The organism is Acinetobacter sp. YH01011, assembly GCF_013420785.1.
GTDB lineage: Bacteria > Pseudomonadota > Gammaproteobacteria > Pseudomonadales > Moraxellaceae > Acinetobacter > Acinetobacter towneri.
The window spans coordinates 130,963-154,109 of the sequence record NZ_VOYG01000003.1 but is presented as its reverse complement, the minus strand read 5'-3'; the positions used below and the strand labels follow the sequence as shown (position 1 = coordinate 154,109).

26 protein-coding genes, 4 tRNA genes and 1 other RNA gene are annotated in these 23,147 nt (G+C 42.7%); 21 read left to right on the top strand and 10 right to left on the bottom strand.

From position 1 onward, the window contains the following. Nucleotides 1-68: 68 nt before the first annotated feature. From rnpB to coaD, 3 genes are all read right to left on the bottom strand, one after another. Nucleotides 69-446: RNase P RNA component class A (gene rnpB, locus FTT78_RS03380), an RNA gene on the bottom strand. A 27-nt stretch (nt 447-473) separates the two neighbouring features. Continuing rightward, complete coding sequence (locus FTT78_RS03375; RefSeq protein WP_004972206.1) at nt 474-737, bottom strand: YfhL family 4Fe-4S dicluster ferredoxin; 264 nt, start codon at nt 735-737, stop codon at nt 474-476. A 1-nt stretch (nt 738) separates the two neighbouring features. Next, nucleotides 739-1,230, bottom strand: coding sequence for a pantetheine-phosphate adenylyltransferase (coaD, locus tag FTT78_RS03370; protein ID WP_004972207.1), 492 nt, complete (start codon nt 1,228-1,230; stop codon nt 739-741). Nucleotides 1,231-1,409: 179 nt separating this feature from the next. On the opposite strand from coaD, the gene smpB reads away from it, so the two are divergent. Beyond that, nucleotides 1,410-1,886, top strand: coding sequence for an SsrA-binding protein SmpB (gene smpB / locus FTT78_RS03365; RefSeq protein ID WP_004972209.1), 477 nt, complete (start codon nt 1,410-1,412; stop codon nt 1,884-1,886). A gap of 78 nt (nt 1,887-1,964) precedes the next feature. Here the strand turns inward: smpB and FTT78_RS03360 are convergent, their stop codons facing one another. The 3 genes from FTT78_RS03360 to rluD form a co-directional block, all read right to left on the bottom strand. Further along, nucleotides 1,965-2,534, bottom strand: a complete 570-nt coding sequence (locus FTT78_RS03360; protein WP_180043600.1) for a flavodoxin family protein — start codon at nt 2,532-2,534, stop codon at nt 1,965-1,967. Nucleotides 2,535-2,573: 39 nt separating this feature from the next. Beyond that, on the bottom strand, nt 2,574-3,317 hold the full coding sequence (pgeF, locus tag FTT78_RS03355) for a peptidoglycan editing factor PgeF (protein WP_180043598.1): 744 nt from the start codon (nt 3,315-3,317) through the stop codon (nt 2,574-2,576). Between the two features lie 71 nt (nt 3,318-3,388). Continuing rightward, nucleotides 3,389-4,441 carry a 23S rRNA pseudouridine(1911/1915/1917) synthase RluD gene (rluD, locus tag FTT78_RS03350; protein ID WP_154320973.1) on the bottom strand — a complete coding sequence of 351 codons (1,053 nt, stop codon included), beginning with the start codon at nt 4,439-4,441 and terminating at the stop codon, nt 3,389-3,391. Between the two features lie 71 nt (nt 4,442-4,512). Here rluD and FTT78_RS03345 point away from each other — a divergent pair, with 71 nt between their 5' ends. After that, nucleotides 4,513-5,493: an outer membrane protein assembly factor BamD gene (locus FTT78_RS03345; protein WP_154320974.1), complete on the top strand. Its 981-nt coding sequence runs from the start codon at nt 4,513-4,515 to the stop codon at nt 5,491-5,493. 198 nt (nt 5,494-5,691) lie between these two features. Continuing rightward, nucleotides 5,692-7,662 (top strand): DNA primase, encoded by a 1,971-nt coding sequence (locus FTT78_RS03340; RefSeq protein ID WP_180043596.1) that lies wholly within the window; start codon nt 5,692-5,694, stop codon nt 7,660-7,662. 63 nt (nt 7,663-7,725) lie between these two features. Here FTT78_RS03340 and hemA read toward each other — a convergent pair whose 3' ends face one another. Further along, a complete protein-coding gene (gene hemA, locus FTT78_RS03335; RefSeq protein WP_131260679.1) occupies nt 7,726-9,000 on the bottom strand; it encodes a glutamyl-tRNA reductase in 1,275 nt (424 codons plus the stop codon). Between the two features lie 78 nt (nt 9,001-9,078). On the opposite strand from hemA, the gene FTT78_RS03330 reads away from it, so the two are divergent. From FTT78_RS03330 to panD, 11 genes are all read left to right on the top strand, one after another. After that, on the top strand, nt 9,079-10,791 hold the full coding sequence (locus FTT78_RS03330; RefSeq protein WP_178866170.1) for a tetratricopeptide repeat protein: 1,713 nt from the start codon (nt 9,079-9,081) through the stop codon (nt 10,789-10,791). A 7-nt stretch (nt 10,792-10,798) separates the two neighbouring features. Next, nucleotides 10,799-11,377 (top strand): lipoprotein insertase outer membrane protein LolB, encoded by a 579-nt coding sequence (gene lolB, locus FTT78_RS03325; protein WP_004972223.1) that lies wholly within the window; start codon nt 10,799-10,801, stop codon nt 11,375-11,377. Between the two features lie 19 nt (nt 11,378-11,396). Next, nucleotides 11,397-12,227: a 4-(cytidine 5'-diphospho)-2-C-methyl-D-erythritol kinase gene (gene ispE, locus FTT78_RS03320; protein WP_131260682.1), complete on the top strand. Its 831-nt coding sequence runs from the start codon at nt 11,397-11,399 to the stop codon at nt 12,225-12,227. After that, nucleotides 12,226-12,300, top strand: a tRNA-Gln gene (locus tag FTT78_RS03315). The genes ispE and FTT78_RS03315 overlap by 2 nt, the downstream gene beginning before the upstream one ends. Before the next feature lie 27 nt (nt 12,301-12,327). Then, a tRNA-Gln gene (locus tag FTT78_RS03310) sits at nt 12,328-12,402 on the top strand. Nucleotides 12,403-12,421: 19 nt separating this feature from the next. Next, nucleotides 12,422-12,496 (top strand) — tRNA-Gln (locus FTT78_RS03305). A gap of 93 nt (nt 12,497-12,589) precedes the next feature. Continuing rightward, a tRNA-Gln gene (locus FTT78_RS03300) sits at nt 12,590-12,664 on the top strand. 36 nt (nt 12,665-12,700) lie between these two features. Next, entirely contained in the window at nt 12,701-13,654 is a 954-nt protein-coding gene (locus FTT78_RS03295; RefSeq protein WP_004972226.1) for a ribose-phosphate pyrophosphokinase, read from the top strand. 101 nt (nt 13,655-13,755) lie between these two features. After that, nucleotides 13,756-14,052 (top strand): 50S ribosomal protein L25, encoded by a 297-nt coding sequence (rplY, locus tag FTT78_RS03290; RefSeq protein ID WP_004972228.1) that lies wholly within the window; start codon nt 13,756-13,758, stop codon nt 14,050-14,052. Nucleotides 14,053-14,070: 18 nt separating this feature from the next. Further along, a complete protein-coding gene (pth, locus tag FTT78_RS03285) occupies nt 14,071-14,652 on the top strand; it encodes an aminoacyl-tRNA hydrolase (RefSeq protein WP_004972230.1) in 582 nt (193 codons plus the stop codon). Nucleotides 14,653-14,798: 146 nt separating this feature from the next. Next, nucleotides 14,799-15,179: an aspartate 1-decarboxylase gene (gene panD / locus FTT78_RS03280; protein WP_179991147.1), complete on the top strand. Its 381-nt coding sequence runs from the start codon at nt 14,799-14,801 to the stop codon at nt 15,177-15,179. A 96-nt stretch (nt 15,180-15,275) separates the two neighbouring features. Here panD and FTT78_RS03275 read toward each other — a convergent pair whose 3' ends face one another. Then, a complete protein-coding gene (locus FTT78_RS03275) occupies nt 15,276-15,761 on the bottom strand; it encodes a DUF1289 domain-containing protein (RefSeq protein ID WP_180005774.1) in 486 nt (161 codons plus the stop codon). Nucleotides 15,762-15,979: 218 nt separating this feature from the next. On the opposite strand from FTT78_RS03275, the gene FTT78_RS03270 reads away from it, so the two are divergent. The 5 genes from FTT78_RS03270 to FTT78_RS03250 all read left to right on the top strand — a co-directional run bounded on the left by FTT78_RS03270 (nt 15,980) and on the right by FTT78_RS03250 (nt 19,465). Further along, complete coding sequence (locus FTT78_RS03270; protein ID WP_180043594.1) at nt 15,980-16,912, top strand: rhodanese-related sulfurtransferase; 933 nt, start codon at nt 15,980-15,982, stop codon at nt 16,910-16,912. Between the two features lie 342 nt (nt 16,913-17,254). After that, the gene (locus FTT78_RS03265) at nt 17,255-17,542 is read left to right on the top strand and encodes a hypothetical protein (RefSeq protein ID WP_180043592.1); all 288 of its coding nucleotides are present in this window, start codon (nt 17,255-17,257) and stop codon (nt 17,540-17,542) included. A 75-nt stretch (nt 17,543-17,617) separates the two neighbouring features. Further along, nucleotides 17,618-18,232, top strand: a complete 615-nt coding sequence (locus tag FTT78_RS03260) for a DedA family protein (protein WP_004972240.1) — start codon at nt 17,618-17,620, stop codon at nt 18,230-18,232. A gap of 48 nt (nt 18,233-18,280) precedes the next feature. Beyond that, nucleotides 18,281-18,697 (top strand): ABZJ_00895 family protein, encoded by a 417-nt coding sequence (locus FTT78_RS03255; RefSeq protein ID WP_004972241.1) that lies wholly within the window; start codon nt 18,281-18,283, stop codon nt 18,695-18,697. A gap of 225 nt (nt 18,698-18,922) precedes the next feature. Further along, nucleotides 18,923-19,465: a hypothetical protein gene (locus tag FTT78_RS03250; RefSeq protein ID WP_096901027.1), complete on the top strand. Its 543-nt coding sequence runs from the start codon at nt 18,923-18,925 to the stop codon at nt 19,463-19,465. 105 nt (nt 19,466-19,570) lie between these two features. On the opposite strand, the gene FTT78_RS03245 is transcribed toward FTT78_RS03250, so the two are convergent. Both FTT78_RS03245 and FTT78_RS03240 read right to left on the bottom strand, forming a co-directional pair. Continuing rightward, nucleotides 19,571-20,095 carry a YecA family protein gene (locus tag FTT78_RS03245; protein ID WP_004972244.1) on the bottom strand — a complete coding sequence of 175 codons (525 nt, stop codon included), beginning with the start codon at nt 20,093-20,095 and terminating at the stop codon, nt 19,571-19,573. A gap of 68 nt (nt 20,096-20,163) precedes the next feature. Beyond that, nucleotides 20,164-20,373, bottom strand: coding sequence for a PA3496 family putative envelope integrity protein (locus FTT78_RS03240; RefSeq protein WP_004972246.1), 210 nt, complete (start codon nt 20,371-20,373; stop codon nt 20,164-20,166). A 373-nt stretch (nt 20,374-20,746) separates the two neighbouring features. Between FTT78_RS03240 and rpoD the strand changes: the two genes are divergently transcribed. Together rpoD and FTT78_RS03230 are read left to right on the top strand one after the other, a co-directional pair. Next, nucleotides 20,747-22,633 carry an RNA polymerase sigma factor RpoD gene (rpoD, locus tag FTT78_RS03235; RefSeq protein WP_004972247.1) on the top strand — a complete coding sequence of 629 codons (1,887 nt, stop codon included), beginning with the start codon at nt 20,747-20,749 and terminating at the stop codon, nt 22,631-22,633. 113 nt (nt 22,634-22,746) lie between these two features. Beyond that, a complete protein-coding gene (locus tag FTT78_RS03230; RefSeq protein WP_019837061.1) occupies nt 22,747-23,040 on the top strand; it encodes a YbeD family protein in 294 nt (97 codons plus the stop codon). Nucleotides 23,041-23,147: the final 107 nt, after the last annotated feature.

Sequence of the window (23,147 nt, the reverse complement as noted above, 5' to 3'; positions counted from 1 at the left end):
CTGTGCGCGCATTATCTGCTGTAATCTAGGCAACGTCAAGCCTTATCACGCATCAATTGCTTAAAATTTGGTGAAGTGAACCGATAAGCCGGGTTCTGTCGAGAACGATCATTCCTCTAGGCGTACAATCACTCATACGCTCAAGCGACCTACCCGAATCCAGTACGGGCCGTACCTCAGGATTCCTATTTGGTCTTGCTTCTGGTGGGGTTTACCATGCCATGAACTGTTACCAGCCATGCGGTGCGCTCTTACCGCACCCTTTCACCCTTACCTTCAATTTCTTCCGAAAAAGAAACCATACGAAGGCGGTCTACTCTCTGCTGCACTTTCCGTCGGCTCACGCCGCCCAGGCGTTACCTGGCACCCTGCCCTATGAAGCCCGGACTTTCCTCCCCTGTTTCAGTCACGGAGACCTCCACAGCAGCGATCGTCTGGTTCACTTCGAAGGCGCATCTTAGCAAAATTATAAGTTAATTGCTTGCGCTTTTTTGAGCAATCAGTTTTTTATATTTTTCCAGCAATTGTTCCTGTGTTTCTACATGCTCTGGATCGAGCGGAATACAATCGACTGGGCAAAATAACTGACACTGCGGCTGCTCGTGATGTCCTACACATTCAGTACATAATGCTGGATTAATCTCATAAATCAGCTCACCCATATAAATTGCCTCATTTGGGCATACAGGTTCACAGACATCACAGTTAATACATTCATCGGTAATATATAAAGACACGCTACCAACCTTGTCGTAATTTACGCTCAAAGGCTTCGACCACAACAGGTGCAACAAATTTAGTCACATCACCTTTTAAGCGTGCAATTTCACGAACTAATGTAGAAGAAATAAATGAATATTGCTCTGAAGGAGTCAGAAATACCGCTTCATATTTCGCATCTAATTGACGGTTCATATTTGCCAACTGAAATTCGTATTCAAAATCTGAAACAGCACGCAAACCACGCAAAACTGCAGTCGCATTTTGCTCACGGAAAAAATTAACCAATAAACCATCAAATCCGACAAATTCAACATTAGGCAAATGCTTTAAAGATGCCTGTGCCAATTCCACACGTTCTTCCAAAGTAAAAATTGGATTTTTATGATGTCCAATGGCAATTGCGACCACGACTTCATCAAACATTTTTGCAGCACGTGTCACCAAGTCAATATGACCATTAGTAATCGGGTCAAAGGTGCCCGGATAAATTACGCGAGTTTTAGACATCCATTATGCTCTAGTTGGTTTTGTCAAAGTTAGTTTAACAAATACAAAAAATTTTAGTGAACTAAAGTCTACCAAATTATGAAATATCAAAGCAGTTTAGCCAACAGTTGTGATGATTTTGATTTGTCAGCAAGCCTTGGTTTGAGGCACAATAGTCATAAGTTTGGAAGTAATTGAATATGGCGAAGCTAACTGTAGTTAAAAAAAATACGGGCGGAACAATTGCACAGAATAAACGTGCACGCCACGATTATTTTATTGAAGAAAAATTTGAAGCAGGACTTTCTTTGCAAGGTTGGGAAGTCAAATCTTTGCGCGCAGGACGTATGACTATTACCGAAAGTTATATCCTGTTTCGTGACAATGAAGCCTTTTTATTTGGTGCACAAATTCAACCACTCTTGTCGGCTTCAACGCATGTAGTGCCTGAAGCGACCCGTACCCGCAAACTCTTACTTTCACGACGTGAAATTGAAAAGTTGATGGGTGCAGTCAATCAAAAAGGTTATTCTTGCGTACCTTTAGCATGTTATTGGAAAGGCCCTTTAGCGAAGCTTGAAATTGCTTTGGTGAAAGGTAAACAATTGCACGATAAACGCGCTTCTGAAAAAGACCGTGATTGGCAGCGTGATAAAGCACGTTTGATGCACAAATAATTTTGCACATTCCGCCCATAAAAAATGCTCGAGATCAACATCGAGCATTTTTTATGGAAGTTGTAAAACTAAAAATGCTTAGTCTTTAAGTTTTAATTCCACCAAATATTTACCAAATTTGACTGCAGTTTCCAAATCACCTTCGGGTGGCGTAATTTCAACACAGGCATTATCAGACTGCGTCATTAAACCCAAAAAGCTCGACATGCGGTTAATATCGTGTGGACTACGCCCTGTCGGCATAAACGGTAAACCTGACCACAACATGCCATGCTGCATCGCAAATAAATTAATTTGTTGCAGCACCGCCAGTTTATCGCCACTTAAACCACCGCCATTGGTAAAACCTGCCGCCAGTTTGCCCTGCCAAGTTCTGGCCAACCAACGCTTAGACGATTGCTCCATAAACTGTTTTAAAGCCGAAGTAATGCTGCCCATATAAGTTGGACAGCCCATAATGATAATATCGGCTTGATCTAGGCTATCCCATTCAATTTCAGCCACATCCATCAAAGTCACCTGAGCATCCATTTGCGCAGCACCTTGTGCAATATGCTGTGCCACCTTAGCAGTATGACCATAAGGACTGTGATAAACCACCGCCACACGAATAGCAGCGCAAGAAGATGTTGAATGAGTCACTGACATGAGAATGTTTAAAACCAAATAATTAAGTCAAGTTTAACACTAAGCCTGCATAAACACGAATGTTGCCATACGTCCTGTACGTGCTTGACGGCGGTAAGAATAGTAATCATCGGCTTGTTGATACGAGCACTGATCACCGCCCAAGACCGTTGTAACACCATGCTGCTGCAAAATAAAACGCGCGATCGCATACAAGTCAGCAAGATATTTACCTTGCTGCTGCCCTGCAATAAAAGCCGTGTCTAATTCAGGATATTTATCGCAAAATGCCTGTTTCACCTCAGCCCCAACTTCAAAACACGGCTGACTAATAGCCGCACCCAACCACGCCCATGTTGGAGCACTTTGCATTTCGACGATGGTGTTTTCGATAATACCGTTGGCAAGACCACGCCAGCCTGCATGCAGATTCGCAACCTCAGTGCCTTCGGCATTGCCCAAAACCACAGGTAAACAGTCTGCGCTCATCATCATTAAAGCATGCGCTTTACGCTGAGTGACCAAACCATCGCCTTCTAAAGCTTCACAAGTGATTTGCTCATTAATGGTCTGACACAACACGCTATGTGTTTGCGTCATCCACGTCATTTTATCGACCCCATATTCAGCAAACTCTGCCAGTAAACTCATACGATGCTGCTGCACACGCCATGCATCATCCTGCACATGCAGCGCCAGATTAAAACCAGATACATCGGCACAGTCTGTCGCTAAAGCTTGCACATGTTGTATGCGGGTTTGCCCAACATACACACCTGCAGGTAATCCTTGAACAAATTGCATAAATCTATCCTTAGTCGTTTTCTGGCATTGCCGTATCTGAGTTGATCTTGTTAATGCTGTCTATGCAACAATTAATAGGCAGCATTTTCACTGCGTAACACGTCTACCAATTGTTTAAAGTCTTCAGGCCACGGCGCTTCAAACATCATTTCTTCTTGAGTACGTGGATGCACCAAACCGAGTTTGACGGCATGTAAGGCCTGACGTTTAAAGTTACGCAACGTATCGTTTAATAATGCCGATGCGCCTGCTGGCACACGTACACGTGGCGTATAAACAGGATCGCCAACCAAACCATAACCAATATAACTTAGATGCACACGAATTTGATGAGTACGTCCAGTTTCCAAACGCGCCTGAACACGAGTGAAATGCTGAAAGCGTTCTTTAACATTGTAATGTGTGACGGCGTCTTTGCCGCCCGGCAAAACAGCCATTTTCACTCGATCTACAGGATGGCGTTTAATCGGCTCATCGACAGTGCCTCCCGCAATCATGTTGCCGTACACCACCAAGTCGTATAAACGATAAACTGACTTTTTCGCCAGTTGCTTGGTCAAGGCAAACTGTGCTTCCAGATTTTTGGCAACCACCAGCAAACCCGAAGTATCTTTATCAATACGATGCACCAAACCTGCACGAGTTAACTCTGCCGATTTTGGATAATGATGCAGCAAGGCATTTACCAAAGTTCCAGAGCTATTGCCCGCCCCTGGATGCACCACCATACCCACAGGTTTATTAATCACAATAATATCATCATCTTCATAAATAATATCCAGTGGAATATCTTCAGGCAGGCTGCGGGTTTGCGCTTCAAGCTCGACTTCTAGGGTAAGAAGCTCATCTCCTTCACACTTATATTTAGGTTTGACCGTGTTACCATTTACCAACAAATGACCGTCTTTGAGCCACTGTTTTAGCTTTTCACGTGAAAATTCACTCCAAATGATGGCTGCAACTTGGTCGATGCGTAGTCCTAAGTGGCTGTCATCCAATTGAAATTGCAACGATAAACGTGTTGCAGTTGAGTCTGAAGTATGGTTATCTGCATCCTCAGCATCTTCAAGTAAATTGAACTCAGTTTCAGGTAAATTGGAATGGGTAGATTGTGCTTGACTCATTTGCTCATTCAGACAAAAGTGGTTTAATAGCGCAATTGTAGCTCATTGCCCGTATTAACAGAGGAATTTTTATGTCGCTACCACGTTATAAAATAACAATGCTTGCTCTTTCACTCGGCGTTGCGTCTGCAATTGTGGGCTGTAGCAGCAATCCAAAAAAAGAAGTGGTCGATACTGGTCCGCAATCTAGCGAACAAGTTTATATTGAAAAAGCAGAAAAAGCACTGGATCGTGGTCAATACACCGATGCCGTTAAGCATCTTGAAGCTTTAGAAACCTATTACCCAACGGGTGATTATGCGCAGCAGGCGCAGCTTGAATTGTTGTATGCAAAATTCCAGCAAAAAGATTATGAAGGCGCAATTGCTGTTGCAGATCGTTTCATCCGCATGAACCCGCAGCATCCTAAAGCCGATTATGCCTACTATGTACGTGGTGTGGCGAATATGGAACAAAACTATGATGGTTTGTTGCGTTATACCTCGCTCAAGCAATCACACCGTGATGTTAGCTATTTAAAATTGGCGTATCAAAATTTTGTCGATTTTATCCGTCGCTATCCATCAAGCACTTATGCGGTAGATGCTGCACAGCGCATGCAGTTTATTGGTCAGGAACTGGCGGAAGCCGAAATGAATGCGGCACGTTATAACATTAAACGTAAAGCATGGGTGGCTGCAGTAGAGCGTTCATTGTGGGTAGTTGAGCATTATCCGCAAACTCCGCAAATTCCAGAAGCGTTGGCAACGGTGGCTTATGGTTATGGCAAATTGGGCGATCAAGCCACAGCTCAACAATATATTGATGTGTTGAAACTGAACTATCCAAATTTGGTTAAAGCAGATGGTAGCGTGAATTTACGTGCTGCCCGTCATGACGCAAGCTGGATTAACCGTGCAACTTTGGGTATTTTCGGACGTGAAGCGCAAAGCAGCACTGAAACACAACAGTCAGATACTAAAGCACAAGCAGAGCCATCACGCAGCCTCACCAACCGTTTGAGTTTTGGCTTGCTCGATCGTCCAAAATCTCAAAACGACAGCACTGAATAAAACCATTCCGACTGATTTTTCAGTTTTGAAAAATGCAAAGGGCAAGTTATGATACTTGCCCTTTGTTCTTTTATGGGCTTGTTTCCTGTCCTAGAAAAAGATACAAAAGAGAATACTCATTGAGTCAATCAGCACAGTCTGATGTATTCAACCTGTTCGGCGAACCTTTCACTACCAAGAGATAACAGACAAAACCGTATGGCCATTCCACAGCACACGATTGATCAAATTTTAGATCGCACTGATATTGTCGATCTGATTAGTCAGCGCGTGAAATTAAAAAAAACTGGTCGTACCTATTCGGGCTGCTGCCCGTTCCATCAGGAAAAAACCCCGTCTTTTCACGTTTACCGTGACAAGCAGTATTATCATTGCTTTGGCTGTCAGGCAAATGGTAACGCCATCCGTTTTTTAATGGATATTGATAACCGCAATTTTGTAGATGTCATGAAAGACTTGGCCAGTCAAACAGGCATCGAACTCCCAAAAGATCAGCACGACAATAAAAAACTCTCTTATAAACGTGAAGCCAAAAAGCCAACATCGATAGCTCAACCCAAGCCAACAGCAAAAGACCAGAATGAAACTTCTGCAGCTCAAACCACATCAAGCGAACATACTTTTGAAGCTTCTGGCATCGACTTTGATCCTTTTGCCGAGTTTCAAAGTACTGAATACGCAAACTCGGAATTTCAGAACTCGGAATTTCAAAACAATGCCGACCCGTTTGCAGGTTTTGAGCAATGGGACACCATGCAGGACACACCTGCACAAGAAGGCAACTTATACGACTTGCTAGAAAATATAGCGCAATATTATGAGCAGCAATTGCCGCACAGCCCTGCCGCGCAACAGTATTTTCAAAAACGTGGTTTAACCGCACAAACCTTGCAGTTTTGGCGCTTGGGTTACGCACCCGAAGATTGGCAGCATTTAGAAAAAGCCTTTCCGCAAGACATTGCAGGTTTAAAACTGCTAGGCTTAATTCGTACCAGTGACAAGGGACGTGACTTCGATTTATTACGTGATCGGGTGATTTTTCCAATCCGTGACAGCAAAGGACGTGTGGTCGGCTTTGGTGGTCGCGCACTTAATGATGAAATCAAACCCAAATACATCAACTCGCCCGATTCGGAAGTGTTTCATAAAAACCAATTGCTCTATGGTTTATATGAAGGACGCAAACAAAAAGCCCAAGATTATTTAATGGTCGAAGGCTATATGGATGTGATTGCCTTGCAGCAATACGGCATTCATGGTGCTGTAGCGACACTCGGTACAGCCAGTAATACCGATCATTTAAACATTCTATTCCGCCAAAACAACCGCATTACCATCGCGTTTGATGGCGATGCCGCAGGTCAAAAAGCCGCACGTCGTACACTGGAAATTGCACTGCCTTTGCTCAATGATGGACGTGAACTGAAGTTCTTTGTTTTACCCAATGAGCACGACCCTGACTCACTTATTCGTCGTGAAGGCATCGAAAATTTCCGACGTTTATTAGATCAAGCACCTTTGCTATCAGATTTTGTCTTTGCGCATCTCACCCAAAACCATAATATCAGTACCCCTGAAGGCAAAAGTCAGGTCATGGGTGAACTGCGGCAGTTGACCGAACTTTTGCCCAAAACGGGTTCTTATCGCTATTTGCTGCAACAGTTTTTCCGCGAAAAATTAGGCTTTAACCGTAAATGGCAGGCACAGACCAATAACGATGCATCTTTGAGTTTTAGCACCAAAGTCGATGCCGAAGAATATGTGATTGCGATTCTAATCAATCATCCATATTTATATATTCACTTTGAACCGTTACGTGCGCTGATTCCAAATGATCACCTGCTGCATCAAATCTTAAATATTTTAAATACTATTTTTGATGATCTACCCGATGATCCTGAACAAGCCAAATATTATATTTTGGGTGCATGCTCAGCATATCACTATGAATTACAGCGCATTTTACAACAAGCCAATGTCAGTGATTACACAACTTCTCCTGAGCATGTTGATAAGTTGGCGCAGGATTTTTCAACCAAATTGCAATACGACTGCTTACAGCAAAAAATTCGCTCCAAAAAATTCAGCAGCATTGAAGAAATGAAGCGATTGAAACATCAAATTTATGAAATTGATAAAAAAAGATCGCTGACCTTGTTAGAGGAATAAGCGATCTGATTAGATTAAGTTTGTATCATCAAAAATCTTTTTTGTGAATCACGTTAATCTTGCTTATTTGCGACGATGTTTGGCAGTCGCTGCTAAATTTTCCTGCATAAACTCAAAACATTCAGGCTCATCACCTTTGGCTGCTTCACGCAATAAAATAGAAGTTGGATGCAGCAGTTTTTGGGTTAAACGATAGGAAAATTCCTGCAGAACCTGTGCAGCATCTTCACCTTTGGCAATACGCGCCATCGCCAAATTTAATTCTTCCTGACGCAAGCTTTCGCCATGTTCACGGTAAGCATGAATGGTCGCACCTGCTTGCTGAACTTTTTGATGGGTCACCAACTCAGTCACAAGCTGATTGACCATTAGCTCTGCTTCCACAGCCGCCTGACGACGCTGCGCCAAGTTTTCATCAATCACGCTTTGCAGGTCATCGACCCCGTACAAATACACGCCATCCAAGTTTTCAATTTTAGGATCAATATCACGTGGTACGGCCAAATCGACCAACAACATTTGCTGATAGCGACGTTTCTTTAACGCTGCTTTTACTTCAGGATAAGCAATCACCTGATGCAAACTACCCGTACAGCTTGAAATTACATCAGCGCGGTGTAAATTGGCCGCTAACTGATCAAATTCAATAATTTCAACTTCAACCCGATGCGCAATTTCTTGTGCCAAAGCTTCGGCACGAGCGCGGGTACGGTTACAAATTAAAATTTTAGCGACGCCCATCTCGGCCAAATGCTTCGCCACAAGGCTATTCATTTCGCCTGCAGCCACCACCATCACTGTTAGTTTTTCAGGATGGCTAAATACTTGTAACGCCAGTTGCGCTACCGCATAACCCATAGACACGGCATGGCTGCCTACGGCAGTTTCTGAACGTACCCGTTTGGCAGCATAAAACGCATATTCAAAAATTCGGTTGAGTTGTTGCGAAACCGTATGTGAGTCTTTGGCTAAAGACAGCGCAGTTTTGACCTGACCTAAAATTTGCGGCTCACCCAACATGAGTGAATCTAGCCCACTGGCTACGCGCATTAAATGCGACACCGCCTGTGCATTTTCATAACGATAAACATGACGACTCAATTGCTTCGCATCAATACCATTGACGTGTGCAAGCCAATCCAACACCTGTTCTGGATGTTCAGACATGGCGTAGACTTCGGTACGGTTGCAGGTAGACACCACCACCAAATCATTCAGTTCGGGATGTTGGCTTTGCTCAGCAAGTAAGGCACTTAACTTTTCTGGGTTAAATGCAATTTGCTCGCGCAACTCTACAGAGGCGGTTTGATGGTTGACACCCAATGCAAAGAAAGACATATCAGATCATCATTTCGCTAAATTTATGCTATTGTGCAATAACGGTGTCATAAAAAGCATTACTTGGATCAAGAAAAATTGCGTCAAACAAATAGCCGACCATACGGCGCGACAATTAAGCAATATTCTACCACATTCTTACTGGTCGGTAGCATGGCTTCAGTTGCTCATCTTAGAGCATCTGAAGAAATTTATCATGCAAATTCAAATTATAATGCGGTAAAACAAACCATGGTGGCAGAATTTGCCTTGGCTTATGGCGATATTCCAACTGCATTACACAACTACACGGTCTTGGCAATTAAGAACAATTCGACTTCCATTAAACAACGCGCCCTGAATATTGCCATTGAACAAAATGACCTACGTGCCGCATTAGATATTGCAACACATTGGGTGGTACAAGAACCATCCGATGTCCCTGCACTGTTTTATTTGGCGCACATTGCACTCAAAGCGCATGAATATGACTTGGCTGCAGAAACCTTAGATAAAATTCTAAATATTGATGCCACGGCTGACTTAGAACAAATTTTGGCGGGAATTTCCCCTGAATCTGTAGAAGACCGTGAATTTCTGATTCAAGCCCTGCGCACCAGCAAAGCCAAAGACAATCCATCTATTTTGGTATTGATTGCAGGTTTAAAAGCGCAAAATGGACAATATCAAGCCGCGCTCGATACCATTAACCGAGCGTTGCGCAAACGCCCGAAAGTCACTGGCTATATTTTAATGAAAGCCAATTTGTTGAGCGTACTTGGCAATGAAGAAGAAACGGCAGCTTGGTATGCAAAATCCAGCCGTAAACACAAAAATAATTTTGAAGTCCGTTTAGCCGAAGCCAAATATTTGGTCAAAAAAAATGAAGCAACTTTGGCGCTAACAAAGCTAGAAGCTATTTTAAAAAAATGGCCTACGGAAGATGAAGCCTTATTTATTGCAGGTTTGACCAGTATTGACTTGAAACAATACGAAAAAGCCGAAAAATATTTGGTAGAGCTACGCTATTCGGCACAATATCAAAACGAAGCCTATTTTTATTTAGCGGTCAATGCCGAACGTAAACAGCACTTTGAAACAGCCAAAGCCTATTATCGTTTGGTCGATGGTAGCCTTTATACGGTTTCACGTCGCAACATGATCAGTATTTTTGCCCAGCAAGATAAACTGAACGATGCCCTGCGCTTTTTAACGCAGGAACGGGTCAACTATCCGCAGCACGCCAGTTTTTTATATCAGGCACAGGCCGATATTTTAAAACGCATGGACAATAAAAAAGCAGCACTGCGTTTGTTAGATGAAGCCATCAAAAACCTGCCCGATGATCCTGACCTGATCTATTCAGAAGTCTTACTATTGGATGCACATCAGGAAAAAGACAAACTGGATCAACTGCTCACCAAGTTACTGGAAATTGAGCCGAACAGCCCAACCTATTTAAATGCCTACGCCTATACTCTTGCACTGCAAAATCGTCGTTTGGATGAAGCGCGTCGCTATGTAGAGCAAGCACTTGAGTTTGCACCTGAACAAGCCTCTATTTTAGATACTTTAGGTTATGTCAGCTATTTGCAAAATGACTACACTGCTTCGGCACAGGCTTTGGAAAAAGCCTACGCGCTGAGTCATAGTGCCGCGATTGGCTCACGTTATGCAAAATCGTTGTATATGCAAGGAGATATTCAAAAATTCAGCCAAGTGTTACAACAATTACAACAAAATCATCCGAATGATCCGCAATTGCAACAATTAAATTCGCTATTGTTACCGCAGCCAGTTAAAAAGAGTTAAAAGATTCATGCGTTTATTTTCAAAATTAGGATTAACCCTTTTTGCCACCAGTAGCCTTGTACTGACAGGTTGTCAGCCTTTCGTACAAAAACCAGCCAACATTTCACAGCAAGTTGAAGCCGAAAATCAATTTAACCTACAAGGCAAAATTGGTGTGCGCACTCCGCAGCAATCTGGCAGTGCCTTTTTTACTTGGGTACAGCAGCAACAGCAGTTTGATATTGAACTGAGCGGCATTTTGGGCGTTGGTAAAACGCAAATTAGCGGACAACCAGGACAAGTCACCCTCAACAGTGCCAAAACAGGGATAATTTATGCCGAAAGTCCTGAAGAACTGTTAGAACAAGCCACAGGTTGGCAAGCGCCCATCACCCACTTGGTCGATTGGGTACAAGCCCGACCTGCAACGGTCAATGCCCAAATTCAAAAAGACCCCCAACAGCGCCCGACTCAATTTATTGAAGATGGTTGGACGGTCGATTTGAGCTATAACGACAGTGCCAGTTTGCCAAACCGTCTGATTTTGAAACAAGCACTTGAATCAGGGCAAGAAAACCGTATTACAATGCTCATCCAAAATCGTTAATCACTTGCCAAGTTTCGCCATGATTCGTGTACCCTCACCTGCCAAATTAAATCTGTTTTTGCACATTACTGGGCGTCGTGACAACGGCTACCATGAATTGCAGACTATTTTTCAACTGATTGATTTATACGACTGGCTAGAATTTGAAGTCAATGATACTCAAAGCATTCAAATTCAGGGTTTAAACAGTGTCAATTTAGAGCAAAACCTGATTTACAAAGCCACGCAAATTTTAAAACCCTACGCGAAACAAGCCACAGGTTTAAATATTAAAATTGAGAAGCACATCCCTATGGGTGCAGGGCTTGGCGGAGGTTCATCCAATGCCGCAACCACCTTAATTGTAGTCAATCAACTTTGGCAATGTGGCTTGGATACTCAAAAACTAGCTGAACTTGGTTTACAGCTCGGAGCAGATGTACCGATCTTTGTGCATGGTCGTAATGCATGGGCAGAAGGCATTGGTGAACAGTTAACATTCATAGACTTAGCCCCAAAACAATATATTGTGTTAAAACCTGACTGTTTTATCAGCACTCAACTACTTTTTTCACAAAAAACATTGACAAGAAACACGAAGCCCACTAAATTCTGCGGCTATCAGATAAAGCCATCTGACTTTGGAAATAATTTTGAGCCTGTGGCACGAAATTTATACCCCGAAGTTGATGAAGCAATGCGTTATTTAGACCAATTTGGTCAAGCAAAGCTTACAGGTACAGGTGCTTGTGTCTTTACTGAAGTGACTGCAGAAATGAATGTAGACGACATTTTGGCACACTCACCATGTACTGCGTACGTTGTGAACAGCTTAGATGAATCTCCATTACGACATTTCACAGTACAATAGGGGTATCGCCAAGTGGTAAGGCACCGGTTTTTGATATCGGCATCCGTTGGTTCGAATCCAGCTACCCCTGCCATCTCTTTCACCTGTAGATTACTGTATTAGGGGTATCGCCAAGTGGTAAGGCACCGGTTTTTGATATCGGCATCCGTTGGTTCGAATCCAGCTACCCCTGCCATCTTACAGTGATCAAATCTAGGGGTATCGCCAAGTGGTAAGGCACCGGTTTTTGATATCGGCATCCGTTGGTTCGAATCCAGCTACCCCTGCCATTTTCTCGCATTAGACAGAACCCCCAATATTACCGCTATCCTGTTAATTTACCTTGACAGAACGCAGTAAAAATATTAAAGTTCTGCCGCATTAGGGGTATCGCCAAGTGGTAAGGCACCGGTTTTTGATATCGGCATCCGTTGGTTCGAATCCAGCTACCCCTGCCATCTATTCTTACATACACCAACCGCCAAGGGTGCTTCATGCCCAATCTTGTCGTTTTTAGTGGAACCGCGCATCCACAATTCGCTCAAAAAGTCGTAAGCCACTTGCACATTCCTTTAGGTGCTGCATCAGTTTCTACCTTCTCTGATGGTGAGATTGCTGTAGAGATTACCGAGAATGTCCGTGGTAAAGACGTATTTATCGTACAACCTACTTGTGCGCCAACCAATGACAACCTCATGGAAATCTTGGTGATGGCTGACGCGTTGCGTCGTGCAAGTGCAGGTCGTATTACTGCCGTTATTCCTTACTTCGGTTATGCCCGCCAAGACCGTCGTCCTCGTTCTACACGTGTTCCAATTACCGCTAAAGTGGTTGCAGATATGCTCACCACTGTAGGGATTGACCGTGTAGTGATGATTGACTTGCACGCAGACCAAATTCAAGGTTTCTTCGACATCCCTGTAGACAACATTTATGGTACGCCTGCGCTATTGGCTGACCTGCGTCAACAGTCACACGACAATCTCATGGTAGTTTCACCAGACGTTGGTGGTGTGGTTCGTGCGCGCGCTGTTGCAAAACAAATGGGTGATATCGATCTTGCAATTATCGATAAACGTCGTCAAAAAGCGAATGAATCACAAGTGATGCATTTGATTGGTGATGTAAAAGATCGTGACTGTGTCATTGTAGATGACATGGTGGATACTGCAGGTACATTATGCAAAGCTGCCGATGCACTTAAAACTTTTGGTGCTCGCCGCGTTGTTGCTTATGCTACCCACCCTGTACTTTCAGGCAAAGCGATTGAAAACCTGAAAAATTCTGTGATTGATGAACTGGTTGTTACAGACACCATTCCTCTTTCAGAAGAAGCTCAAGCACTTGGTAAAATTCGCCAAGTATCTGTAGCAAGTATGGTTGCAGAAACAATTCGCCGTATTAACAACGAAGAATCTATTAGCGCAATGTTCGATTCTTATCTATAATAGAGCGCTAAATTTTCAAAGCCCTGCCACTTGGCAGGGTTTTCTATCACTAGATTGGTCGCAGATCTAGTTTATTTAAACTCAAAATAAGGATGTCTATCATGGCAAACTTCGTATTAAACGCTCAAGCGCGTGAAGCAGCTAACCAAGGGAAAGGTGCGAGCCGCCGCCTTCGTCACGCTGCATTAGTTCCAGCTATCATTTATGGTGGCGACGCTGAGCCTGTAACAATCACTTTAGAACTTCGTGAGCTTGTAAAAGCTTTAGAAAGCAATGCTTTCTTTGAAGAAGTTGTAGAAATCAAAGTAGGCGACAAAGTTGAAAACGTGAAAATCCAAGCGTTACAACGTCACCCTGCTAAAAACACACCTATGCACGCTGACTTCAAACGCGCATAAGTGTTCATGGTATAATTAGTGGCTAATATTTCACTGATTGTTGGTTTGGGCAACCCTGGTAAAGAGTATGCCCAAACCCGCCATAATGCAGGCTTCTGGTTTGTAGAACGCCTTGCAGATCAATATGGCATTACATTAAAAGCCGATCCTAAATTTCACGGGATCAGCGGACGTGGTAATATCGAAGGTCAAGACGTTCGTCTGTTATTACCCACAACCTTTATGAATCGTTCTGGTCAAAGTGTTGTTCCCTTCGCCAAATTCTATCAAATTGCACCTGAAGCAATGCTGATTGCTCATGATGAACTGGATATGAACCCAGGGATTATTCGCCTAAAAACGGGTGGTGGTCATGGTGGACATAATGGTTTACGTGACATCGTGCCGCACACAGGTCCAAACTTCCATCGTTTACGCATTGGTATTGGGCATCCGGGTTCAAAAGAACGCGTGTCTGGTCATGTACTGAGCAAAGCACCAAGTAGCGAGCAAACTTTAATGGATGATGCACTTGCACATGCATTAGGTCGTATCAAGTTACTGGTCAATGGCGAAGTACAACAAGCCATGAATCAAATCAATGCCTATAAACCGAACTGATGAATCCACAATTGTTGAACAATCACACTTGCCATGTCGCAATTTTCAGAGCAAAATGCGCTTTCTGCTCGGAACTGACATCCAGCAAGCAGTGCTTGAATTCAACCATAAGATAAAATCTTAGGTCCACTAAGGAGACGCTCACCATGCTATCTCGTTTATTAAAATGCAAAATCCACCGTGCTTTTGTAACTCATGCAGAACTTCACTACGAAGGTTCATGTGCAATTGACGGAACACTCATGGATTTGGCTGGCATTCGTGAATATGAAGAAATCCACGTATGGAACGTGACCAATGGTAAGCGCTTCACAACTTATGCAATTCGTGGTGAAGACAACTCAGGCATCATTTCAGTCAATGGTGGTGCTGCACACCAAGCCGATGTAGGCGATATTATTATTATTGCAACCTTTGGTGACTTCACTGAAGCAGAAGCCAATGCACACGAACCACGTTTGGTCTATGCAAACCCAGACAATACCGTGAATCACACTGCAAACTGTATTCCTGTACAAGTGGCTTAAGCCATTCCTGTACAAAATAAAAAAACTCGCAAATTTTGCGAGTTTTTTTATGGTTCAATAAAAGTCTTTCTAGCCTTTAATCGCAAGAATTACAAATTAATCATCTTGCAAGCTATGCAATAAGCTATGGCTAATACCATCAGCCCTTAAAAATGCAAAATCATAACTTGCGGTTGCAAGCGCCAACACGCGACGTTCAAACTCCTGCCACAAAGGTCGCACTTCTTTGTAGTGAATGCCCAAGCCGCTTTCATCGGTAAAATGTCGATTTTTTTCACAAATTTTCAGTGCATGGTACAGCTTACGCCCTTTTGAAGCATCATCTCGTAAACGCACACGCTTAGAGCGGATAAACCCTTCGACATGACGCAGGTCAGCAAAAGGCAACATAGGCACTAAAATCTGATCGAGCTGTGCATCTAAACGACGCCAAACGGCAGTGTGTTGTTCAGGCGTATAGCTGTTCCATCGAATCACTTCATGGTTAAAGCGACGGCAACCTCGACAGACAGCATCACCAAACACCGTAGAACAACGACCTGCACACGGGGTTAAAGTGGCAATTTGACGATCCTTACTCAACACAACACTCCAATATTTAACAACACCTGTTGGCGCATCAACATGAACACAACATTCTTCTTTGAAACGAGTGGCATCATACCCCGTTCTGCTACATTTTTAAAATGTTGTGTCGTGCTTTAAAAACCATGTACCGCACTCGGTTTTCTCGCATATTCACACAAAGCAGGTTAGAATATGCGCCTTAAATTTTTGTCTTTCATCTATTGGAGTACTCCATGAACGCTACTGTAGAACAGCTTGCACCTGTAGAACAGCCAGCGACCACGACTTGGGTTGTCGCCGCACTTTATCAATTCAAAGAAGTTGCAGATCCTGCCGATCTTCAACAACGCTTATTAGATTTGATAAATTCAATCAACCTTTGCGGTACTCTTATTGTGGCAGGTGAAGGCATTAATGGAACTGTAGCGGGTGATCGTGCCGCGATTGATCAAGTTCACCAATTTCTGTTGGATGAAGGCTTTACCGCAATGGAATACAAAGAGTCACATAGCTCTGAAAAGCCATTCCGTAAAATGAAAATCAAGCTGAAAAAAGAAATTGTGACTTTGGGTGTAGAAGTAAAACCACGTGATTTAGTCGGTCACTACCTAGACCCGAAAGAATGGAATGAACTGATTGCTCGTGACGATGTCATTCTGATTGATACCCGTAATGACTATGAATACAAAGCAGGAACGTTTAAGGGCGCAATTGACCCGAAAACCGAAACGTTCCGTGAATTTCCAGAATATGTGAAACAAAACCTAGAACAGCATAAAGATAAAAAAATTGCGATGTTCTGCACAGGCGGGATTCGTTGTGAGAAGTCGACCTCTTTATTGTTGCAAGAAGGTTTTACCGAGGTTTATCACTTAAAAGGTGGCGTACTTAAATACTTAGAAGAAACACCAGCCGATGAAAGCTTATGGGAAGGTGAATGTTTCGTATTTGATGGCCGTACTGCGGTGACACATGGTATGCAAGAAGGTCAAAACTCCAAATGTCATGCTTGCGGTTGGCCATTACTGCCTGAAGAAGTTGAATTACCAAGCTATGAACACGGTGTATCTTGTGTGTACTGTATTGATAAAACCAGTGAGAAACAAAAAGAAGGTTTCCGTATGCGCCAATCACAAATTGCCGCAGCTAAACGTAAACGTCTGTAATCCGTACAGGCTCATACACATCAACAAGGTCTAACAAAAGCCATGTTGATGTTGTATCGACCACTCTAATCATATTGAAAAAGTCCTCATCCAGTATGGGGATTTTTTATGTCTACATATATGCTTCACGCAAGATTACATAGAACATAAAAATACAACGCTTGTTTACCAAGCATTGCGCAATATCCCCAGATTGGGTGATAGCATTCAATCAAAATAAGCCACAAAATCTGTGGCTATATTGGTGCAGATGTTCAGCACAAACTCAACATCTCCCATAACCCAAAATTCAAGGATCGTTATGTATTCCTAAATTTATATGCCGCAATCAGGAGTGACGCTATGCCTAAAACAACAATTTCAAATTCAATGCACACACTACGTTTTACGCCTGTAAAATCTGTGACTGCTACGCATAGCGCAACAATGCAAGATGGTTTGGAACATGAATCTCATACTTTTATTGTGGCTTTAGGTGCAATTTTAGGCAGTATTATTGCGGCATTTGTTGGCTATCATCTACAAGCGCATTTCTTGAATTACGCCCTGCTCTGTGCCATTCCTATACTTGTGGCATATAGCTTAAGACGTGTATATATCTATACCCTGACCCATGCAGAGCTTGATTAAGTCTAAATTGCGCAAGACTTTACTGTTCGTCCAATACTGCTTAGGATAGAAGCACTTTTCTAAAGCACAACTTGCATGAACTTAACTGAATGGATTATTTCCATTATGGAACAACTGGGCTACCTTGGTATTGCCCTGTTAATGTTTCTGGATAATGTTTTTCCACCCGTTCCTTCTGAAATTATTATGCCCTCTGCAGGCTATTCTGCATCGCAAGGGCAATTACTGCTATTGGGTGTCATCATTGCAGGCTGTATCGGCTCGTTGTTCGCAGCGGCAGTGTTATATTGGGTAGGTTATCGCTGCAAACATGAAAGTATTTACCACTGGGTCAATCGCTACGGTAAATATCTATGGATTAAAGAACAAGACGTCCGAAACTCCCTGCATTGGTTTGAACAATATGGACATCGGATTGTATTTTTTGGGCGCATGATTCCCGCTATTCGTTCTCTCATCAGTATTCCTGCAGGCATGAGCCACATGCCATTTTGGAAATTTATGTTTTATAGTGGTTTAGGCACAATTATTTGGACCACTTTTTTAGCTTGCGTGGGTTATTATTTTGGTGAAAACCAACAATTGATGCAGCAAATTTTCAGTCAGGTCAGCCATGTCATTATAGGCTTGGTGCTCTTAGTCATCGCAATTATTTTATACCGTAGGCATCGCCGTAAAATGCGTGACTAATGCTTGTGTTGCTGCGCAATTGAATCAATTTTTTGGGGAAAATCAGACATGAAACCATATTTATTATTTTTTGCTGCGGTTTACAGTATTACGCTGGTCTTACTCATTACCGTATTGATTTTTGGTCTGAACTTAGGTGGCTTGACCTTGCTCCCTGCATTAATTGCCGCAGCATTCATTAGCGCAGGACATTTTGTCAAAAAAGAACAACGCTTACCGAGCAGTGATGAAAAAATTCAACTGGTTTGGGGCTCAAGTGCGGTGGCAATTATTATTGGTAGCTTCTTTGTGTTTTTCTTGGTGCTGATGAATCCGAATGCAGAAGCCATTTTAAAAGCTGCAGATAAAGCAGGACTAGCACTGGCTGCGGTGGTGATGCTGTGTTTGATTGCGATTCATGGTGCAGTTTTTCATGTTGCCTATGGTTGGTATGCGAACCGTTATTATCAAAAAAAGTACTTATAAGCTTACCTAAAGTACGTATTTCACACTGAACCGCAACATCAAACACTTAAAATCAACATCAGGCTGATATATCACACATAAATTTACGTCTGACATGCGCTGTAACTGAAATGCATTCTGAATAGGCTATAAGCCTACATTGTAGCAGCGTAGATTAAGCCTATTCATAGCGATTTATGAATATAGGAACGCTATAACGCATACAAAGATAAAAAGGTGATTCGAATGTCAGATTTTGAACGCAATGAAAAAATTGACCGTGATGTGGTTAAGAACTTACCAAAAGAAGAACGTGATCGCTTAAATGCCGATCCAATTACAGGAGAACCTGGTGCACACCCTGTCGGTACTGGTTTAGGTGCTGTTGGCGGTGCGGCTACTGGTGCAACAGTAGGTGCGCTGGGTGGTCCAGTAGGTGCTGTGGTCGGTGGTGCTGTAGGCGCTGTAGTGGGTGGTTTGGCAGGTAAAGGTGCAGCAGAAGTTGTGAACCCTACCGAAGAAGAAGCTTACTGGCGTACCAATAGCTTAAATACAACCTACTTTACAGAAACACGCAACCATTATCATGATTTAGATTATGATCGTGACTATCAAAATGCCTATCGCATTGGTTATGAAAACCGCCCACATTATGATACGCACACACGTTTCGAAGATGTTGAGCCCGATCTAAGAAGCAAATGGGAACAAATTAAAGGCAGTTCACGCTTAACGTGGGAACAAGCTAAATTTGCTGTCAAAGATGCTTGGGATCGTGCGACACGCTAATTGGTAACATGATCATTGAAGCGCCATAATAAAAAACGCACTGCGATTTGCGCAGTGCGTTTTTTTTATGAGGATTACATATTACACAATATGTAAACCAAGCCATTAATCAGGCGTGTGGTACATCAAATATAATTCATTCAGGTTTTCAGGAATTTCTTCTGCAATTTCGTCCATTAACTGACCATTGCGACGGAAAGATTCCATTTGTGGATCTTCTTCATCAATGCCGCTAAACACCATCATTGGCAAAGTTAAATCAACCAATTGCTCTTCAAATTCAGGCGTAAACCATGCTTCTTCGTTTAAGAACATCGCATCGACAAAGCCAACGCTCCAATCACCCAAACTTGAATCAACTTCTGCTTCTTCAATTTCAAATGGAAACTCAATGCCTTCTTCATTGGCTAAACTTTGGCGAATGCTTTCTAACCAAGCCTGAATTTGCGCAATAATTTCAGCAGGCACTTTCTTTTGGTTGCCTTCAAACAATTCATTTAACCATGGGTCAAATTGAGGTCCAACTGCAATGGCACACAAGAAACCATGCGTTGCAGCGAAGTCTAGACCATACTCGTTTTGGTCACCATCTAGATATTCACTTAACAGGTCTAAATCTAAAGCAGTCATTTCAAATCCATCGGTGTCAATTTAGGGGTGTAGCATAGCATTTTCAATGCCAGATACAGTACCTGATTTTAGTCATCTTCATCGTCAAAATCGTCGTCATCGTCAAAATCATAATCAAAATCTTTGAGCTCACGTTCCAAACGACGTTGTGCGAGTAAATCATCAATCAAACGGCGCTTTTCTAAAGATTCTTTCGCGCTTATTTTGTTTGATGCCTCATCGAAATTAACATCATCATCACCGTAGTTATCATCTAGTTCAAAATCTGTAGAAGACACTAAAACTACCTCAGAATGAAAAAATGTGAAGGGTCTAGCCGCTATTTATCTGCCTTTATAAATATTGTCAAGTTTTATTTATTTTTTTCAAAAAACTGCAACATAGACAGCTTGCAACATTGCGGCAAATTTGTGTATTTATGAACAAGTTAGTATCATTATTTGAGATTCGCCCCAATCATAAAAATATTTTGCGGGCAAAAAGGAAATTGACTTGAAAAACAGTAATGAAGCCCCATATTCCTATCACATTCTTCATTCAAACATCATTTTAAAATCATGCTTGATTGATCAATTCACCCCCTATTTAAAGCGAATTGTGCTATCATGCACGGTTTTTCACTGCCACAGATTCAACGAAGAGTAAGCAAAGATGAGCGATATGAATTCCCCTACTTCGCAAGTAGCGGCTCTGATTAGCCGAGGCAAAGAGCAAGGTTACCTAACTTACGCTGAGGTTAACGATCATCTCCCGGACTCAATCACAGAAAGCGAGCAGATTGAAGACATTATTCAAATGCTTCAAGACGTCGGTATTCCTGTGCATGAACGTGCGCCTGAATCTGATGATGCAATGTTCGAGGATAATGCGGAAGCTGCCGACGAAGTTGCTGAAGAAGAAGCTGCAGCGGTACTTGCCTCTGTAGAAAATGAGCCTGGTCGCACCACAGACCCTGTGCGTATGTATATGCGTGAAATGGGTACGGTTGAGCTGTTAACGCGTGAAGGTGAAATTAGCATTGCGAAACGTATTGAAGAAGGGATTCGCGATGTACTTCACTCGATTGCCTACTGGCCAAACGCAGTGCAAGTGGTACTGCAAGAATATAAAGATTATGAAGCAGGCGAACGTCGCCTTGCCGATATTTTATCAGGTTATTTAGACCCTGAAACCGATGAAGAAATTCCAGAAGTTTTAGAAGACGAAGCCGATTTAGACAAAGAAGAAGACACCAGCAACAAACCAACCAAAGACGTCAAACTTGATGATGACGATGAGGAAGAAGAAGCTGAAGCCGAAGAAGAATCTGAAGCAGATTCAGGTCCAGACCCAGAAATTGCAAGAATGCGTTTTGGTGAATTGGAACAGGCTTATCTTGCAAAAATTGCTGCCATTGAAAAACATGGTCGTGAAAGTGCCGAAGCTCAAGAGGCTTTAGAAGCTTTAGCGACTGTATTCATGATGTTTAAATTTACGCCACGTTTATTCGATATTATTTCGGAAATGATTCGTGGTACACATGAACAAATTCGTACTGCTGAACGTGAAGTGATGCGTTATGCGGTGCGTCGTGGTCGTATGGATCGTACTCAATTCCGTACCTCATTCCCAGGTCAGGAATCTAACTTTGCTTGGTTAGACGAGCACATTGCCAAAGCACCTGCCGACCAAAAAGGCTATTTGGAAAAAGTACGTCCAGATATTTTGGCGTTCCAACAAAAAATTGCCGACATTGAAAAAGAGTTAGGCTTAGATGTTAAAGGCATCAAAGAAATTTCTAAGCGTATGGCAGTAGGCGAAGCCAAAGCCCGTCGTGCGAAGAAAGAAATGGTTGAAGCCAACTTGCGTCTGGTTATTTCGATTGCAAAAAAATACACCAACCGTGGTTTACAATTCCTAGACTTGATTCAGGAAGGTAACATCGGCTTGATGAAAGCGGTAGACAAGTTCGAATACCGTCGTGGTTATAAGTTCTCGACTTATGCAACATGGTGGATTCGTCAGGCGATTACCCGTTCTATTGCCGACCAAGCGCGTACCATTCGTATTCCAGTACACATGATCGAAACCATTAACAAGATCAACCGTGTATCGCGTCAATTGCTTCAGGAAATGGGTCGTGAACCGACTCCAGAAGAATTAGGCGAACGCTTGGAAATGGATGAAGTTAAAGTTCGTAAAGTTCTGAAAATTGCCAAAGAGCCGATTTCTATGGAAACGCCAATTGGTGATGATGAAGATTCACATTTGGGTGACTTCATTGAGGACAGCAACATCACCTCACCTGTTGATGCGGCAACCTCTGAAGGCTTAAAAGAAGCGACCCGTGAAGTGCTTGAAAACTTGACTGAACGTGAAGCCAAAGTTCTGAAAATGCGTTTTGGTATTGATATGCCAACCGATCATACTTTGGAAGAAGTTGGGAAGCAGTTTGATGTGACCCGTGAACGTATCCGTCAGATTGAAGCCAAAGCCTTACGTAAACTTCGTCACCCTTCTCGTTCTGAACACTTACGCTCGTTCTTGGAAAATGACTAAGATTGCTGCATAAATGAGCTATTGAAATTTTTAAATTCAGCCTCATTTATTCAACAAGACAAAAAACGCCTGCCCTATGCAGGCGTTTGATATAGAGATAGAGACACACGCTTATGACGTTATTCAACCGTACCCCATCTCGTGAACTACAAGAGCATCTTTGGGTGTTTCCAATGGATTACCCAATTAAACTCATTGGTGACGCGGGTGATGAACTGCGTATTGCTGTGGTTGAAATTTTAGTGAAGCACTTCCCTGAGTTTGATGCACAAAGCATCAGCATTACCCCATCACGCACAGGCAAGTATCATTCAATTACAGCACAATTGCGTTTTGAAGAATTGGAACAAGTGCATGCCATTTATGCAGATTTGGCAGCTTGCCCACTGATTAAAACTGCATTGTAATTTTGTAGATTGATTTTCAAATAACACGCTTTCGGGCGTGTTTTTTGTTTCTGCGCTGCCAAAATCTTATTCAATCCACAAATCCCCTACAGCCGCCACATTTTCGT

Excerpts from the sequence above, each read along its gene's own strand:
- rluD (WP_154320973.1), bottom strand. The coding sequence starts at position 4,441 with ATGAGTCAAGCACAATCTACCCATTCCAATTTACCTGAAACTGAGTTC.
- FTT78_RS03250 (WP_096901027.1), top strand. The coding sequence starts at position 18,923 with ATGTCAGATTTTGAACGCAATGAAAAAATTGACCGTGATGTGGTTAAG.
- FTT78_RS03295 (WP_004972226.1), top strand. The coding sequence starts at position 12,701 with ATGCCCAATCTTGTCGTTTTTAGTGGAACCGCGCATCCACAATTCGCT.
- panD (WP_179991147.1), top strand. The coding sequence starts at position 14,799 with ATGCTATCTCGTTTATTAAAATGCAAAATCCACCGTGCTTTTGTAACT.
- rpoD (WP_004972247.1), top strand. The coding sequence starts at position 20,747 with ATGAGCGATATGAATTCCCCTACTTCGCAAGTAGCGGCTCTGATTAGC.
- smpB (WP_004972209.1), top strand. The coding sequence starts at position 1,410 with ATGGCGAAGCTAACTGTAGTTAAAAAAAATACGGGCGGAACAATTGCA.
- FTT78_RS03255 (WP_004972241.1), top strand. The coding sequence starts at position 18,281 with ATGAAACCATATTTATTATTTTTTGCTGCGGTTTACAGTATTACGCTG.
- lolB (WP_004972223.1), top strand. The coding sequence starts at position 10,799 with ATGCGTTTATTTTCAAAATTAGGATTAACCCTTTTTGCCACCAGTAGC.
- coaD (WP_004972207.1), bottom strand. The coding sequence starts at position 1,230 with ATGTCTAAAACTCGCGTAATTTATCCGGGCACCTTTGACCCGATTACT.
- hemA (WP_131260679.1), bottom strand. The coding sequence starts at position 9,000 with ATGTCTTTCTTTGCATTGGGTGTCAACCATCAAACCGCCTCTGTAGAG.
- rplY (WP_004972228.1), top strand. The coding sequence starts at position 13,756 with ATGGCAAACTTCGTATTAAACGCTCAAGCGCGTGAAGCAGCTAACCAA.
- FTT78_RS03345 (WP_154320974.1), top strand. The coding sequence starts at position 4,513 with ATGTCGCTACCACGTTATAAAATAACAATGCTTGCTCTTTCACTCGGC.
- FTT78_RS03340 (WP_180043596.1), top strand. The coding sequence starts at position 5,692 with ATGGCCATTCCACAGCACACGATTGATCAAATTTTAGATCGCACTGAT.
- FTT78_RS03270 (WP_180043594.1), top strand. The coding sequence starts at position 15,980 with ATGAACGCTACTGTAGAACAGCTTGCACCTGTAGAACAGCCAGCGACC.
- FTT78_RS03230 (WP_019837061.1), top strand. The coding sequence starts at position 22,747 with ATGACGTTATTCAACCGTACCCCATCTCGTGAACTACAAGAGCATCTT.
- FTT78_RS03260 (WP_004972240.1), top strand. The coding sequence starts at position 17,618 with ATGAACTTAACTGAATGGATTATTTCCATTATGGAACAACTGGGCTAC.
- FTT78_RS03360 (WP_180043600.1), bottom strand. The coding sequence starts at position 2,534 with ATGTCAGTGACTCATTCAACATCTTCTTGCGCTGCTATTCGTGTGGCG.
- pgeF (WP_180043598.1), bottom strand. The coding sequence starts at position 3,317 with ATGCAATTTGTTCAAGGATTACCTGCAGGTGTGTATGTTGGGCAAACC.
- FTT78_RS03265 (WP_180043592.1), top strand. The coding sequence starts at position 17,255 with ATGCCTAAAACAACAATTTCAAATTCAATGCACACACTACGTTTTACG.
- ispE (WP_131260682.1), top strand. The coding sequence starts at position 11,397 with ATGATTCGTGTACCCTCACCTGCCAAATTAAATCTGTTTTTGCACATT.
- FTT78_RS03245 (WP_004972244.1), bottom strand. The coding sequence starts at position 20,095 with ATGACTGCTTTAGATTTAGACCTGTTAAGTGAATATCTAGATGGTGAC.